The following is a 13,795-nucleotide window of genomic DNA, read 5'->3' on the forward strand; positions in this document are numbered from 1 at the left end:
AGGACTAAAGTCCTCACTGCAAAATTGCGGAAAAAACTGCTCTAACGTTAGGGCAGTTTTTTAATGTTTAACCTTTGGATCATGATGGGTTTAGGCGGGAGCAGATTCTGCGGTGCTGTGTTGCTTCCGGCCGAGGATTTGGATCGCAAAAGCCGTTTTCGGGGGGAGGGTTGGCTCTGGATTGGGTTCGAGCAACACTAAAAACTGAATCCCTGCTGGATTCTCGTAAATACCGACACAATCAGAAATCCGTTGAATATTATGCATGGCTCTGAATATTGGCAGTGAAGGAGGAAAATTTTAAACGGTCTTGAGGAAATAAACATTATGCTTTGCTTAGTTCCAAGGTTATCCTCTGACGACACTGAGTGGGGGATATTTTAAGATTTCCGAAATATTTTCATCGCAGTGAATTGAAGAAAGTATCCCAAATTACTTTTTCCTCTGTCTGCTGTTTTGGAAAGTTTTTGAAACTAAAGGTTTGTGAATAACATAGGTGAAAATGATAAAAACAAGCCATAATTTGCCGAAAAATGATTTGTTATCCCTTCGTAAGCATTGGTCAATCATTTAGTTTACAAATATTAATAAAAAGAGGCCAAACAATATTACGGAATGCAAAGAGAAGATACAAAATGAAACCAAGCTTCATTTTTCTGTAGAATTACCTTGCTCATGATCTTGATCCCCAGCCCTATCCTATCGGTTTCATCCCGCAACGGATTTGTTTATTCCCCTAGGGGAGTTCCTGCCAAAACTGCTGCTGGACGGGGTTAATCCTGATCATGATGCTGGTTTTATGGCAGTTGACCTGTCATTTTCAGGGGTCTTTCCGGGCCTAAAGTCTTTAAAATGGGTCAGAACGCGATTTTTGCATTGGTCTATGGCCCAAACCCTTGTGATTAAGATTGGTACTTCCAGCCTCACCCATCCGGAGACGGGGCAATTGGCGATCGCCACCCTGGGGGCGTTGGTGGAAACCCTCACCTCCCTGCGCCGGGCTGGTCATCGCGTTGTCTTGGTTTCCTCGGGGGCGGTGGGGGTGGGGGCCAGTCGCCTCAAACTCACGGAACGACCCCGGACAATGCCCCGGAAGCAGGCGGTGGCTGCTGTGGGCCAGGGGCGGTTAATGCGGGTCTATGACGATTTGTTTACCAGTTTAAATCAGGCGATCGCCCAAATTCTGCTCACTCGGCGGGATCTGGTGGATCGCACCGCCTATGTCAATGCCTACAACACATTCCAAGCCCTGTTTGAATTGGAGGTGATCCCCATCGTCAATGAAAACGATACGGTGGCGGTGGAGGAATTGCGGTTTGGCGATAATGATACGCTCTCGGCTTTGGTGGCCAGCTTGATCGAAGCGGATTGGCTCTGCCTGCTCACCGATGTGGATCGCCTCTATTCCGCCGATCCCCGCCAGGATCCCACCGCCCAACCCATTAGCCATGTGAGCGTTGCCGAGTTGGCTGCGTTGGAAATTGAGGGGGGCGATCGCGGCTCCCAATGGGGTACTGGGGGGATGGTGACGAAAATTGCTGCTGCCCGCATTGCCAGCAGTGCGGGGGTAAAAATGGCGATTTTGCGAGGTCAACAGCCCCAAAATATTCTCAACCTCCTCAACGGCGAAAGCATCGGCACACAGTTTGAAGCCCAACCCCGGCCGGACAATGCCCGCAAGCGGTGGATTGCCCACGGCTTGATCCCCCGTGGGCGGCTCTATTTGGATGGGGGGGCGATTCGGGCATTATGCCATCAGGGGCGATCGCTCCTCCCAGCGGGCATCGTCAAAACCGAGGGAGACTTCCAAACCTCCGAAGCCGTGATCCTCTGCACCAGTGACGGCGTAGAAATAGCCCGGGGCATTGTCAACTACAACAGCCATGAAATCAGCCAAATTCAAGGGCATCACTCCGACGCAATCCCCACAATCCTCGGCTACAGCGGCGCAGAAACAATTATCCATCGCGATAATTTAGTCCTCACCGGCAATCATCCCTAAAGGTTCGTCTGGCCCTCGATCATCGCCATGGGAGCATCACCCCCATCGCCCTCTAGCAAATTATCCAACGGTAAAATATAAAGCAAAATCATACTTGTTCATCGTGTTTTGGGTAATGCCAGCAATTTCTATCAATTCCTGAAGATCAGTGAAAGGGCCTTGATTGTTACGTCTGGCAATAATCGCCTGAGCTTTTTGTTTCCCCAAACCCTTGACACGGCAGAGATCGGTGATAGTGGCAGTATTGAGGTTAATTTTTGGCAAAGCCTGGGCCGGCGGAGAAATGGGGCGAGGTGAGGGAGGGACTGGGGGAGGTGTTGGGCGGGATTGAAGCAACGTCATCATCTCTTGTTGCCATACCGTTTGCTGTCTTTCCATCGCCTCAATTTTGGCTATTAACTTCTGCTCTAGGCTCTCAATCATCGGTTGAGGCGATGAAATTTGCGCGATCAAATTGCGATCTAGATGCTCAAGAATGGCCGTGAGATCATCAGGGGTTAATGAAGTTAAGCGGGTAGAAATAACAGGCTCAGGATCTAGCGAGTAATCGGGTTGGGGTGAGGTCTGTGGATCAAGCCTTACAGAATCTCGAAATAACTTCATTTGTTCTAAAATTGCCCCTTCATTCTCCTCCTCCAAAATAATCGCCTGAATCATTTCCCCCTTCGCCAAATCTAATTCTCTGGCCCGCACCGCTGCATAATAGCCAAAATGATCACTCACCACCTGATAACTTTGCCAATCCAATGGTCTTAAAATTAACGGATTAATCGTGCCTTGACTTTGCAAAATGGCCTGGGCTGCCCGTTCGAGATCAGCAACAGAAAAATTTGAGCGAGGAACCGTACTGTGAATTTTGCGAACCGCCACTAACTTTGTTTGTAAACGCATAAAAACTTTCTCTAAAAAGAATGATCATCCGCCAAGATGGTGCGTCAACCCTTCAGATATTCTGATATGGAATTCGCTTAATCAGATCGTGAAAAGTTTTAGGTGGTGTAGGGGCGAAAAATTTTTGTCCCTCCGGCAGGCTTACGCCAATGCCCCTACGCAGATCAACAAGACAAACAGATTTTATTCATCGATCTGACATACCCTCCTGGATAGTCCTAGGGTGCGTTAGGGGAAATCTATTATGACATCAATAGCTTAAATTTCCCTGACGCACCCTCCACTACGGCGCGATTTTTGCCAACACTTCAAGGGCTAAATCTTGAAACTCCTGTGCCGAAGCACAACTGGGATTAAAATCTACCACAGAACGCGGGTCGGGAACCTCTCGCCCGTCGATAATCCGTACCTGCTCTGCACATTTTGCTAAAAATTCCCGTTCATAAATAATGCTCTCCATCATTTTTAACCCATAGCGATCCGTCACCGCCTGCATCCGCTTGGGTAAAGTGGATTGCACAAAGCGGGCATTAGTAGAAATCTTGTTTGCCAAGACCCCTAAAAGCTGGATCGGCGTGCGGTTAATATTGCGGCGAAAATTATTGACATCCTTAACCAAGGTTTGCACATTCTTTAAACCCTGATTGGCAAAGGGTTTTAAGTCAGAAGGGATAATCAAATAATCGGCGGCAATCAAGGCGTAACGAGCGAATAAATTTAACGAAGGTGGCGTGTCAATCAAAACGATATCGTAATCATGCTCAACATCGTGCAACTTTTGGCTCAAAATAAACCGCGCATTTTCTTGACTGTTTAATTCATTTTCAGCCCGCATTAAATCAATGTGTGCCGGAACCACATCAATGGGCGGCGTACAAAAACTATGGGCGGTTTGAGCCACCGCTTTGATCGGATACATTTCCTCAGAGCTTAAAACCTGTTGAATATTATTCTCACTCAGGGTTTTACTGAGGGCATCTTCCTCATCATCAAACTGGACTAAACCCACGGCAAAAGTGGTATTCGCCTGACTATCGAGGTCAATCACCAGCACTCGCTTGCCCTGTTTACTGAGGGCGGCGGCGAGGTTAACAACGGTGGTGGTTTTACCAACACCGCCTTTATTGTGGTAGATCGCAATGGTACGCATGGTTTTTGGGGGTAAAGAAAAAGTGGAAAGCTCTGGAATTAAGCATGGGGGATCCCCTGGGGGAGATGTGGAGATAGGGAGAGGAGGAGGGGGCGATGGGGATACTTTCGTAGAGCGCATCCCCTGCAATGATTGGATCTCATCCCGGCCAATAATGGTACGGATCATGCCAATTTGAGCATGGACACTGGCACCACGACATTCAAAAATACAGTGAATTTTCTGATTAATGCGGCTATAAATTTTAAAAAGTTTGCCATTGGTTAAAACACCATAGGGAATCCATAATTCGGTTAAATAATATTCCAATTTTTTAACAAATGGCCCGAGGTGGTGATGGGGACTTTTTGCTTCAATCACTAACCCAGAGGCAATATCTGCGCGACGATCCATTTGATAATGCCGCGCGGCAAACACTAAAAAATCAAGGCGAATTTTGCCTAGCTCTACCTCTTGATACCAGGTGCCTGGTTCATAGCCGAGATGGGGCAGCAGATACTGAACAATGAATTTGCTTTCAACTTCCGTTTCGTTGCGACATTGTTCGGGATTGAAAAAAACGGGTAGACCCCCACGATAAGCCATGACATTGACTGAAGAATTCTAGAATGACCAAAACGGCAATATTCAATCCGCGCTGTTGTCGGAATGATTGCACATTTCTGGTCTATTATACCCGTTGAGACATCCCTGTTGGTTTTTTATTGCGTATTTTTGACCTATGGCGCGTTTGGTGAATTTGTCGATTGTGATTATTGCTGGGGCGGCGGAAATGGCTGTGGCGGAGGAGATCGCCCGCGTCATTGCCCTCGATCGCCTCAATGTGGGGATTACCCCCATCGCCCCCCCGACCCCAGAGCCAGGGGTGATCTACTGTCCCCTAACGCTGGATTTACCGGATACCTTTCCCGCTATTTATCGCCATTGCCGCGATCGCCTCGGCCAACGGGCTTGGGTTGCCGCCGAATTGAACTACCCCACGGGAGAGGGGGATTTGTGGTTGCCGGTGATTTGGACGGCCAAGGGGCCGCTCTACGGGGAAGCCATCACATCCGAACCCAGCCCGAGCCAACCCTTTCACCTCAAGGATCAACAGCGGCAACCCCTCTACGCCTTGGCCTATCAACTCCTACGCCATTACGAGGCGATCCCTTCGCTATATCTGCTCAAATTTGCCCTAGGGGCCGAAGATATTCAATTTGATCACCTCCTGCCCTTTCCCAATCACGCCGCCCTTGCTTCTGTGGGGGTACAAACCCCCGATTTGCTCACCTGCCATTGGCTTTGTTTGACTGGGCAACCGCTGCGGGATGTGGTGATTAGCGGCGGGGTGGGGGGAAGCGATAGAGCACCTGCCCCAGTTCATTCCTGAGGATTGTGACTAAATCGGGGTCTTCGAGGGTTTGGGCGACGGCGATCGCATTTTCATACAGCCCCCGCGCCTCTGCCCCCCGGCCCAAGAGGAAATGATACTGAGCATAGAGATGGAGGCCGCGCAATTCCAAGCGGGGATTTTCCGTTGCCCTGGCCAAATTAATCCAATCATCCAGGGCTTGGAACGCATTCGTCCAGCGGCGCATTACACCGCAGGAATAGGCCAATCCTTCCAAAGCGCGGAACTGGTTGCGGATATCCCCCTCCCTTTCCGCATACCAACGGGCAAGGCGATATTCTGCCACTGCTTGGGGATGACGGTCTAAAGCTTTGTAGGCATCCCCCATATTGTTGAGCGTGTAGGCATGGCCGCCAATATGTTGATGGCGACGGCGCAACACCCAAGCCGCCTCATAGATGGGAATCGCGCCGCTATAGTCCCCCTGACTGGCTAAGGCCAAGCCCAAATTACTCAAACTCAACCCCTCCCCCGCCTCACTGCCGATGCGGCGGGCAATCTCTACCGCTTGGCGGAATGTGGCCTCAGCATTGCGGGGATCGCTGCGGTTGAGCAACATTGTGCCGATGTTATTCAAGGCGTAAACCTGCCGTTGTTCATGGCCCAAATCCCTGGCGGCCGCCAAGCTTTGGCGAAAAGCATAGTCGGCTTCTTGGAAATAGCCCAGTTGGAGATAGGTAATCCCGAGATATTCTTGAACCACGCCCATCGCCTCGGTATCCCGTAGGGCCTGGTAACGCTCCAACGCGCCCCGCCACAGTTGGATCGCCTTGGCGAGATCCCCCTCTGTTTTGGCCGCTTGCCCCATTTGAAAAAGGCGGTGTGCCTCTTGGTGGGCGGGGGTGATCGGTTCCTGAATCGGGGGGATGGCCAGTTGATCATTGAGGCGATCGACCCCTTGGGCGAGGCTAGGGAAAGCCGTTAGGCTGAGGAGGAGAACAGCCCAAACGGGGGAAGAGCGCAACCAGTGGGGATGAGGCATGATCATCGGTGGGGTGAGACGGAAGCCGGTTGGCGAATAGATGGGCGGGGGAGCGTTGGCGTAAGCCCTGGGGGAGGCACAAAGATTTTGGCCCCTGGGGGAGGGCGAAAGATTTTGGCCCTGGGGGAGGGCGAAAGATTTTTCGCCCCTACTGGGATTAATGACCCACGCCTACATAGCGGAAGCCCGCAGCTTCGGCGGCTTGGCGATCGAGGAAGTTGCGACCATCGATGATTACCGGCGTACTCATCAGGCTGGCCAGTTTGCCATAGTCGATCTGGGCGAACTGTTGCCAGTCTGTCACCAAAACGAGGGCATCACAGCCATCCGCCAATCGCTCCACATCGGTTTCCACCAATACGCCGGTCAACCCTTGACCAATGCCGGTTTGGGAAACGATGGGATCAAAGGCTTTGACCTTTGCGCCTAAACGGTTGAGTTGTTCGATCAGATCCAACGAGGGGGCATCGCGCATATCGTCGGTGTCGGGTTTGAACGTTAAGCCGAGGAGGCCGATCACTTTGCCCTTGAGAATTTTTAACTCGTGTTGGAGTTTTTCGAGGGTGATCAGCCGTTGGCGTTTGTTGACGGTGACGGCGGATTTCAGGAGTTCGGCATCGTAGCCGTAATCGTCGGCGGTGTGGATCAGGGCAGAGACATCCTTCGGAAAGCAGGAGCCGCCCCAGCCTAAACCGGCTTGGAGGAATTTCGTGCCAATGCGGGAATCGAGGCCGATGCCTTTGGCGACTTGGGTCACATCTGCACCGACGCGATCGCAAATATTGGCAATTTCGTTAATAAAGCTAATTTTCGTCGCCAGGAACGAGTTAGCGGCGTATTTGATCATTTCCGCCGAATTTAAATCCGTGGCCACGACGGGAACCGGGGGCAGGTCGGGTTCAGCGGCAAAGGTGCGGTCTACCAAGGGTTGATAGAGTTGTTTCATTTGGGCGATCGCCTGCTCACTGTTGCTCCCCAAGACAATGCGATCGGGGTTGAACGTGTCATAGACCGCCGAACCTTCCCGCAGAAATTCCGGATTACTCACCACATCGAATTTAGCGGTAATTTCCCCACTGCCCCCTTCTACCTTTTGCCGCTCTGCCACCCCATCAAGGACAATCATCCGTACCCAATCCCCCGAACCAATAGGCACGGTAGACTTGTTGACAATCACCTTGTAGCCGTCCTTCAGGTGTTGACCAATGCCCTTGGCCACCGCTTCCACATAGCGGGTATCACTATCCCCCGTAGGCAAGGCCGGCGTACCCACCGCAATAAAGAGAATATCGCCATGCTCTACGCCATAGCCCAGATCAGCGGTAAACTCCAAGGTTCCGGCTTCCATGCAGGACTTCATCAATTCCGATAGCCCCGGCTCATAGATGGGGGACTGCCCACTGCGCATCAACTTGACTTTTTCTTCGTTGTTATCGACACAAATCACATGGTGGCCAATGTGAGAGAGGCAGACCCCTGTCACTAAGCCGACGTATCCAGTCCCAATTACACAAACTTGCATAGTACTTCTGGGTTGAGTGGTGTTCTAAATAGGGTGGGGGCGATCGCAAACCGCCTCAGGGCAGAACTAAGCTGAAACCAATTGGAGGCGATCGCGAAAATAGTCAATGGTTTTCGTTAAGCCATCATCCAAAGCAACCGTCGGTTCCCAGCCTAACCAATTTTTAGCACGGGTAATATCCGGCTGCCGCTGTTTGGGATCATCTTGGGGCAGGGGTTCAAACTTCAGTTGCGCATCGGGGTTGATCCGTTGCTGAATTTTCTGGGCTAATTCAAGGATGGTATATTCCCCCGGATTGCCAATATTCACGGGTTCATGGTGATCACTGGCCATCAGCCGCAAAAACCCCTCCACCAGATCCGACACATAGCAAAAACTCCGCGTCTGGGAGCCATCACCATAGATCGTCAAAGGCGTACCCCGCAGGGCTTGGACAATAAAATTACTCACCACCCGGCCATCATTGGGCAGCATTCGCGGGCCATAGGTGTTAAAAATGCGCACCACCCGCACCTCTAAACCATGCTGACGGTGGTAATCGTAGGTGAGGGTTTCGGCAATCCTTTTGCCCTCGTCATAGCAGGAGCGAATGCCGGTACAGTTGACATTGCCCCAATAACTTTCAGGTTGGGGATGGACATCGGGGTCGCCATAGACCTCAGAGGTAGAGGCGAGGAAGAACCGCGCTTTCACCCGTTTGGCCAACCCCAGCATATTGATCGTCCCCAAGACATTGGTTTTCACGGTTTTAATCGGGTTCGATTGGTAATGAACCGGAGAAGCCGGGCAAGCCAGATGATAGACCTGATCGACTTCGAGGCGAATCGGTTCGGTGATGTCGTGGCGGATCAGTTCAAAATTGGGATGATTGAACCAATGCAGAATATTTTGCTTGTTGCCGGTGTAGAAGTTATCCAAGCAGAGGACTTCATGGCCCTGCTCCATCAGGCGATCAATCAGGTGCGAGCCTAAAAACCCAGCACCCCCCGTGACAAGGATTCGCATCATTATGCTTGACCATAGTTTTTAGCCTTCACTCTAACAAAATTTGGCGGAATTCCCCCACCTCATCAACAGGGGGGATGGGGATCTCGGCTTGGGGGGCGATCGCCCCCGTTAGCGGTGAAGCAGCGAAAAATTTGTGCTATCATCCCTAGCATTAAGCAAGTCAGCCTAGTTTATCGTTGTCCTGAACCCCTGTTCATGGTGGCGATAAAGCGGAGGAACCAAACCCTGGGGCGTAAGCTCAGAAAGACTCAAGGGGAGATCAAAAATCCCTTGAAGGCTCTCAGCGGGACATCTCTCAGTCCTAGCCCGTCAGCTAACTTCGTCGGCATTGAGAGGAGACTGACAAACAGCATTTTTTCCAAAATGGTGGTTTTGTTTCAGTGTCCTTGGCTCGTACTGATATGACTTGCCCTTGTACCCGCCACGACTCTGGAGTTTGTGATATGGCCATCTCAACTTAAACCACTGGGTTCTTACCGCTATGCCCTCGATCATTGGGAACAGTCATGGTTCGGATTGCAGACTTGAGTCTGCTGCCTCGACAGCGTGACTGCAATCAATGTTGTCGATCAAAGCTGTAATCCCCCTTAAACCCTGAACCCATTGCCCTGATTAACTCTCTGGTGTGGGGTGGATCCCTGAGCGATCGCCTCCCCCCTTGGCTCAGAGTTGCCAGGGCCATTTTCTCTATGGTTTTAATCAATCCTTTTATCGCACCTTCGCTCGAAGGTGTTACTGGCAATGGATTATAGTGCTGCTTGGATTGCTGGGGGGACGTTCGTCATCGTGATGCTGGCGATCCTTTCGGAAAAATTACATCTGACCATCGCTGCTTTTCTGGGGGCGATGGTGTTGATCTTTGCCCATGTTCTGACCTTATCAGAAGCGATTGATTACATTAGCCGCAGTCATGCCACATTAGCACTGTTTTTTGGCGTAATGGTGCTGATTCGGGCCTTTGAGCCGACGCAAATTTTTGCCTATTTAGCGGGGCAAATGGTGAAAATTTCCCAAGGCAGCGGCAAGATGTTGCTGTTGGGAATTGTCGCCATTACCACACCTATTTGTGCGGTCTTGCCCAACGCCACAACGGTGATGCTCTTGGCTCCCCTGATCCCGCCCTTAGCTCAGGATATTGGCGTGGATTTTGTGCCGTTATTGATTTTGATGGTGTTGGTGGCCAATAGTGCGGGGTTATTAACCTTAGTGGGGGATCCAGCGACATTCATTGTTGGGCAGGGTATTAATATGACGTTTGCCGACTACATGAAGCAATTGAGCTTAGGGGGAGTGTTGGCGATCGCCGTGATCGTTGCCCTATTGCCCATCTTATTTCCGAAAATTTGGCGCATGAAGTTTGAAGGGTACGATCGCCTCAAACTTCCCGAAATTAATCATCCCCGTGTCCTTGCCGTCGGCAGTGGCATCATCGTTCTGGTTTTAGTCCTGTTTGTGATTGGTGAATCCTTACCCTTTCCCATTCAACCGGCGGCCGTTGCCCTCTTGGGGGCAGTTCTAGCCCTACTCCTGGCCCACCACAGCAAAATCGATACGGTCAACAACATTCTCAAGGATGTGGACTGGAGTACATTGATTTTCTTCATGTCAATTTTTGTCCTGATTGGCAGTTTGGAAAAAACCGGCGTAGTTCAACAACTATCCCACCTCCTCGCCTGGGTGTTGGGACAGAATATTTTGCTAGGTTGCGGGGTTTTGATGGTGTTAGTAGCGGCATTCTCCAGTGTCATCCCCAATATTCCCCTCGTGGTGGCCATGGTTCCCCTCCTGAAGGAATACCTCTTGACAATCAATCTTATTGAACCGGCCATGGCCAGTCCTGACTTTACGGGTCAATTGCCGCCGATAGTGTTGCCCCTGTTTTACGCGATGATGTTTGGGGCTACCCTGGGGGGCAATGCTACCCTTGTCGGAGCTTCAGCCAATATTGTCGCGGCGGGGGTGGCGGAATTACATGGCACAAAAATTTCCTTTGCGCGTTTTCTATCCTATGGAATGCCGGTGGCCGTTGCCCAGGTGGGGGTTAGCTTTTTGTTTGTGATTGTCGCCTTTTTTGTGTTTTAGGGTTTGCCATGGATGGATACCACGGGTTAAGATAGTAGACTGTGTTTTTGTCAAGGTATTCAGGAGGACGACAGTGACTCAGCGGACACTTCACGGCACAAGCCGTAAACAAAAGCGGAAATCCGGCTTTCGGGCCCGGATGCGCACCCACAACGGCCGGCGGGTGATCGCCTCCCGTCGTCGGAAAGGACGGCATCGTTTAGCGGTTTAGGCAGGCTTTTCCCACCATGGGTTTAGCACGGGCCAATCGGCTGAAGGGGTGGCGTGATTTTCAAGCAGTTTATGAGCGGGGCGATCGCCACCATGGTCGTTACCTAACTTTGCGCTGTTTTCAAGGCATCCCCCCCGATGCTCCCCCCCAAATGGGCATCGCCGTCGGCAAGCGCGTCAGTAAAAAGGCCGTGGTTCGCAATCAGATCAAACGCTATCTCCGTCTAGCCTTGCGCCATCTCCTCCCCCAGATCAAAGGGGGCTACCAACTGGTGATTAATGTCAAGCCAGGGGCGATCTCGTGCGAATATGAACATTTTTTGCGAGAATTAGAGCAGTTATTAATAAGAACCGAGGCATGGCATGGGTATAAAAGAAACCGCATTTTATGAAGGTGGCCCCCATATTGGCGATCTAATTCTTAATATTTTGCTGGGCTTTACCGTTATTTGTTTACCCTTGACCGTTGGTGCTGTGGTGCGAGCGCTGTGGTTGCGCTACCGCATTACTGATCGCCGTGTCTCCGTGACCGGCGGCTGGCAGGGGCGCGATCGCACCGATGTCATTTATGCAGAAGTCTCAAAAATTGCCAGCGTCGCTCGGGGCGTTGGCCTGTGGGGGGATATCGTCCTCACCCTCAAGGATGGCAACCGCTTAGAGTTACGGGCCATTCCCCGCTACCGCGAAATCTGTGACTACATTGCCGAGCGCACCGCTGAAAAAACAGGTGTGGCCGCAACGCTGATTCGCGTCTAACCATTCCCCCGCTCTCTCCTGTCCCAATTGCCCCCCTTTAAAACGCATGGATTTAGGTATCGGTTTTATTTCCACAAACATCATGCTGCCCATCCTGGATTTTTTCCATGGAATTGTGCCTAGCTATGGTTTTGCGATCGTCGCCCTAACGTTGGTGATTCGCTTTGCGGTTTACCCCCTCAGCGCGGGGTCGATCCGTAATATGCGCCGCACCCGCATCGCCCAGCCGGTGATGCAAAAACGGGTGAAGGAAGTCCAAGAACGCTACAAAGACGATCCCAAGAAGCTTCAGGAGGCGATGAGCGAAGTTTACAAGGAGTATGGCAACCCCTTGGCGGGCTGTTTACCCCTGCTGTTTCAGTTGCCAATTCTCTGGGCGTTGTTCACCACTCTGAGGGGATCGCCCTTTGCTGATATTAACTACACCGTCGATCTGCAAATCTTTTCCCCAGATCAAACGGAGCAAATCCAACCGCAAATTTTCACCACTAAACCCCAAAATATCTACCTCAATGCCGATGTTCACTACCGTTTAGCGGCGGTGTTGCCCACGGGTAATCGCCTTGTGGTGGGGGATGAAGTGCATCCTGAATTCCAATCGGAGGATGGGGTACGGTTTGCCACCCTCAGCGAGGAATATGCTGATAGTCAGGTAGAGCCGACTTGGACGGTGACGAAAGGCGCGGAGAATGTGGCGATCGCCCCCGATGGCACGATTACCGCCCTTGCTCCCGGTGAAGTCACGTTGCAGGGAACCGTTCCCGGCATTGCCGCCAATGAAGGATTCCTATTTATCAATGCCCTCGGCCGCATCGGAGCCACCGGGGAAAACGGCGCGATCCACTGGGATATTGTCGGCATGGTCTTATTCTTTGGGGTAAGTACCTACATCAGTCAACAATTAACCGGCTCCGGCGGCAGCAACAGCCCCCAAAATGATCAACAACAAACGATCAGCAAAATCACCCCCATTCTGTTTAGTGGGATGTTTCTGATCTTCCCCCTCCCTGCTGGGGTGTTGATGTACATGACCGTTGCCAACGTCTTCCAAACTGCCCAAACCTTCATCCTAATGCGGGAACCCCTACCGGATAACCTGCAAAAACTGGTGGAAGAGCAGGAAAAACAAGAAGCCCGGGAACAGGGTCGCAATGACATTCCCTTTGAGCCTAAACGCTCGAAAAAGAAAGAGAAAACATCGGGTTAACCCCGACTGTAGGGGCGCAACCCTTGCGCCCTTTTCGGGTTAGCCCCCATTATCAGTCGGGGCGCAACTGACCCCCGACCGATTTGCCCCAGGAGCAATATGAGTGAACAGAATCAAGGTGAGGCGTGGTTAAGACAACTGTTAAACCAGATGGGCTACCCCGCTGGGGTAGAAATGAGTCAAGCTCCCGATGGGGTCTACTGGCTGAATATTGATGCCCATGGCTTAACAGCGGCACAGGTGGAGGCGCTGATTGGCGATCGCGGCCATGTCATTGATGCGATCCAATATCTCGCCAATACCCTCTTAAATATTGGGCGGGAACGGGAAGCACAACACCCCTACACCATCGAATTGGCGGGTTATCGGGTGCGTCGTCAAGGGGAATTAGAGGCTTTGGTGGCGGAAGTGTCCCAACAGGTACGGGCCACGGGGGAGGCGGCGGAATTGCCGGATCTTTCTTCAGCAGAACGTCGCCAAATTCATCATTTATTTACCGATATTGCCGATTTGACCACCGAAAGCCGGGGCGCGGAACCCCATCGGCGGTTATTTGTGTTGCGTCGTACCTTGGATTAGGCGGGAGGATGCG

14 protein-coding genes and 1 riboswitch are annotated in these 13,795 nt (G+C 51.5%); of the genes, 8 read left to right on the forward strand and 6 right to left on the reverse strand.

The window, feature by feature from the left end; genetic code table 11:
- Positions 1-90: 90 nt before the first annotated feature.
- Positions 91-267, reverse strand: a complete 177-nt coding sequence (locus VB712_RS17155; protein ID WP_323256936.1) for a hypothetical protein — start codon at positions 265-267, stop codon at positions 91-93.
- Positions 268-883: 616 nt separating this feature from the next.
- Between VB712_RS17155 and proB the strand changes: the two genes are divergently transcribed.
- Positions 884-2,002, forward strand: coding sequence for a glutamate 5-kinase (gene proB / locus VB712_RS17160; protein ID WP_323256938.1), 1,119 nt, complete (start codon positions 884-886; stop codon positions 2,000-2,002).
- 60 nt (positions 2,003-2,062) lie between these two features.
- Here proB and VB712_RS17165 read toward each other — a convergent pair whose 3' ends face one another.
- Together VB712_RS17165 and VB712_RS17170 are read right to left on the reverse strand one after the other, a co-directional pair.
- Positions 2,063-2,893: a helix-hairpin-helix domain-containing protein gene (locus VB712_RS17165; RefSeq protein ID WP_323256940.1), complete on the reverse strand. Its 831-nt coding sequence runs from the start codon at positions 2,891-2,893 to the stop codon at positions 2,063-2,065.
- 283 nt (positions 2,894-3,176) lie between these two features.
- Positions 3,177-4,628 (reverse strand): AAA family ATPase, encoded by a 1,452-nt coding sequence (locus VB712_RS17170; protein WP_323256942.1) that lies wholly within the window; start codon positions 4,626-4,628, stop codon positions 3,177-3,179.
- Positions 4,629-4,764: 136 nt separating this feature from the next.
- Between VB712_RS17170 and VB712_RS17175 the strand changes: the two genes are divergently transcribed.
- Positions 4,765-5,415 (forward strand): hypothetical protein, encoded by a 651-nt coding sequence (locus VB712_RS17175; protein WP_323256944.1) that lies wholly within the window; start codon positions 4,765-4,767, stop codon positions 5,413-5,415.
- Here VB712_RS17175 and VB712_RS17180 read toward each other — a convergent pair.
- The 3 genes from VB712_RS17180 to VB712_RS17190 all read right to left on the reverse strand — a co-directional run bounded on the left by VB712_RS17180 (position 5,363) and on the right by VB712_RS17190 (position 8,945).
- The gene (locus tag VB712_RS17180; RefSeq protein WP_323256946.1) at positions 5,363-6,418 is read right to left on the reverse strand and encodes a tetratricopeptide repeat protein; all 1,056 of its coding nucleotides are present in this window, start codon (positions 6,416-6,418) and stop codon (positions 5,363-5,365) included. The two genes, VB712_RS17175 and VB712_RS17180, sit on opposite strands and share 53 nt — an antisense overlap.
- Before the next feature lie 157 nt (positions 6,419-6,575).
- On the reverse strand, positions 6,576-7,940 hold the full coding sequence (locus VB712_RS17185; RefSeq protein ID WP_323256948.1) for a UDP-glucose/GDP-mannose dehydrogenase family protein: 1,365 nt from the start codon (positions 7,938-7,940) through the stop codon (positions 6,576-6,578).
- 66 nt (positions 7,941-8,006) lie between these two features.
- Positions 8,007-8,945, reverse strand: a complete 939-nt coding sequence (locus VB712_RS17190) for a UDP-glucuronic acid decarboxylase family protein (protein WP_323256950.1) — start codon at positions 8,943-8,945, stop codon at positions 8,007-8,009.
- 183 nt (positions 8,946-9,128) lie between these two features.
- A riboswitch (cyclic di-AMP (ydaO/yuaA leader) is annotated at positions 9,129-9,291 on the forward strand.
- Between the two features lie 398 nt (positions 9,292-9,689).
- Here VB712_RS17190 and VB712_RS17195 point away from each other — a divergent pair.
- The 6 genes from VB712_RS17195 (at position 9,690) to VB712_RS17220 (ending at position 13,782) form a co-directional block, all read left to right on the forward strand.
- The gene (locus VB712_RS17195) at positions 9,690-11,030 is read left to right on the forward strand and encodes an SLC13 family permease (protein WP_323256953.1); all 1,341 of its coding nucleotides are present in this window, start codon (positions 9,690-9,692) and stop codon (positions 11,028-11,030) included.
- 73 nt (positions 11,031-11,103) lie between these two features.
- Positions 11,104-11,241: a 50S ribosomal protein L34 gene (gene rpmH, locus VB712_RS17200; RefSeq protein WP_323256955.1), complete on the forward strand. Its 138-nt coding sequence runs from the start codon at positions 11,104-11,106 to the stop codon at positions 11,239-11,241.
- Between the two features lie 16 nt (positions 11,242-11,257).
- Entirely contained in the window at positions 11,258-11,632 is a 375-nt protein-coding gene (gene rnpA, locus VB712_RS17205) for a ribonuclease P protein component (protein WP_323256957.1), read from the forward strand.
- The gene (locus tag VB712_RS17210) at positions 11,604-11,996 is read left to right on the forward strand and encodes a PH domain-containing protein (RefSeq protein ID WP_323256958.1); all 393 of its coding nucleotides are present in this window, start codon (positions 11,604-11,606) and stop codon (positions 11,994-11,996) included. The genes rnpA and VB712_RS17210 overlap by 29 nt, the downstream gene beginning before the upstream one ends.
- A 46-nt stretch (positions 11,997-12,042) precedes the next feature.
- Complete coding sequence (gene yidC, locus VB712_RS17215; RefSeq protein WP_323256961.1) at positions 12,043-13,203, forward strand: membrane protein insertase YidC; 1,161 nt, start codon at positions 12,043-12,045, stop codon at positions 13,201-13,203.
- A 99-nt stretch (positions 13,204-13,302) separates the two neighbouring features.
- Entirely contained in the window at positions 13,303-13,782 is a 480-nt protein-coding gene (locus tag VB712_RS17220) for a protein jag (protein ID WP_323256963.1), read from the forward strand.
- The last annotated feature ends 13 nt before the right edge of the window (positions 13,783-13,795 follow it).

The organism is Spirulina sp. CCNP1310, assembly GCF_034932185.1.
GTDB lineage: Bacteria > Cyanobacteriota > Cyanobacteriia > Cyanobacteriales > Spirulinaceae > Spirulina.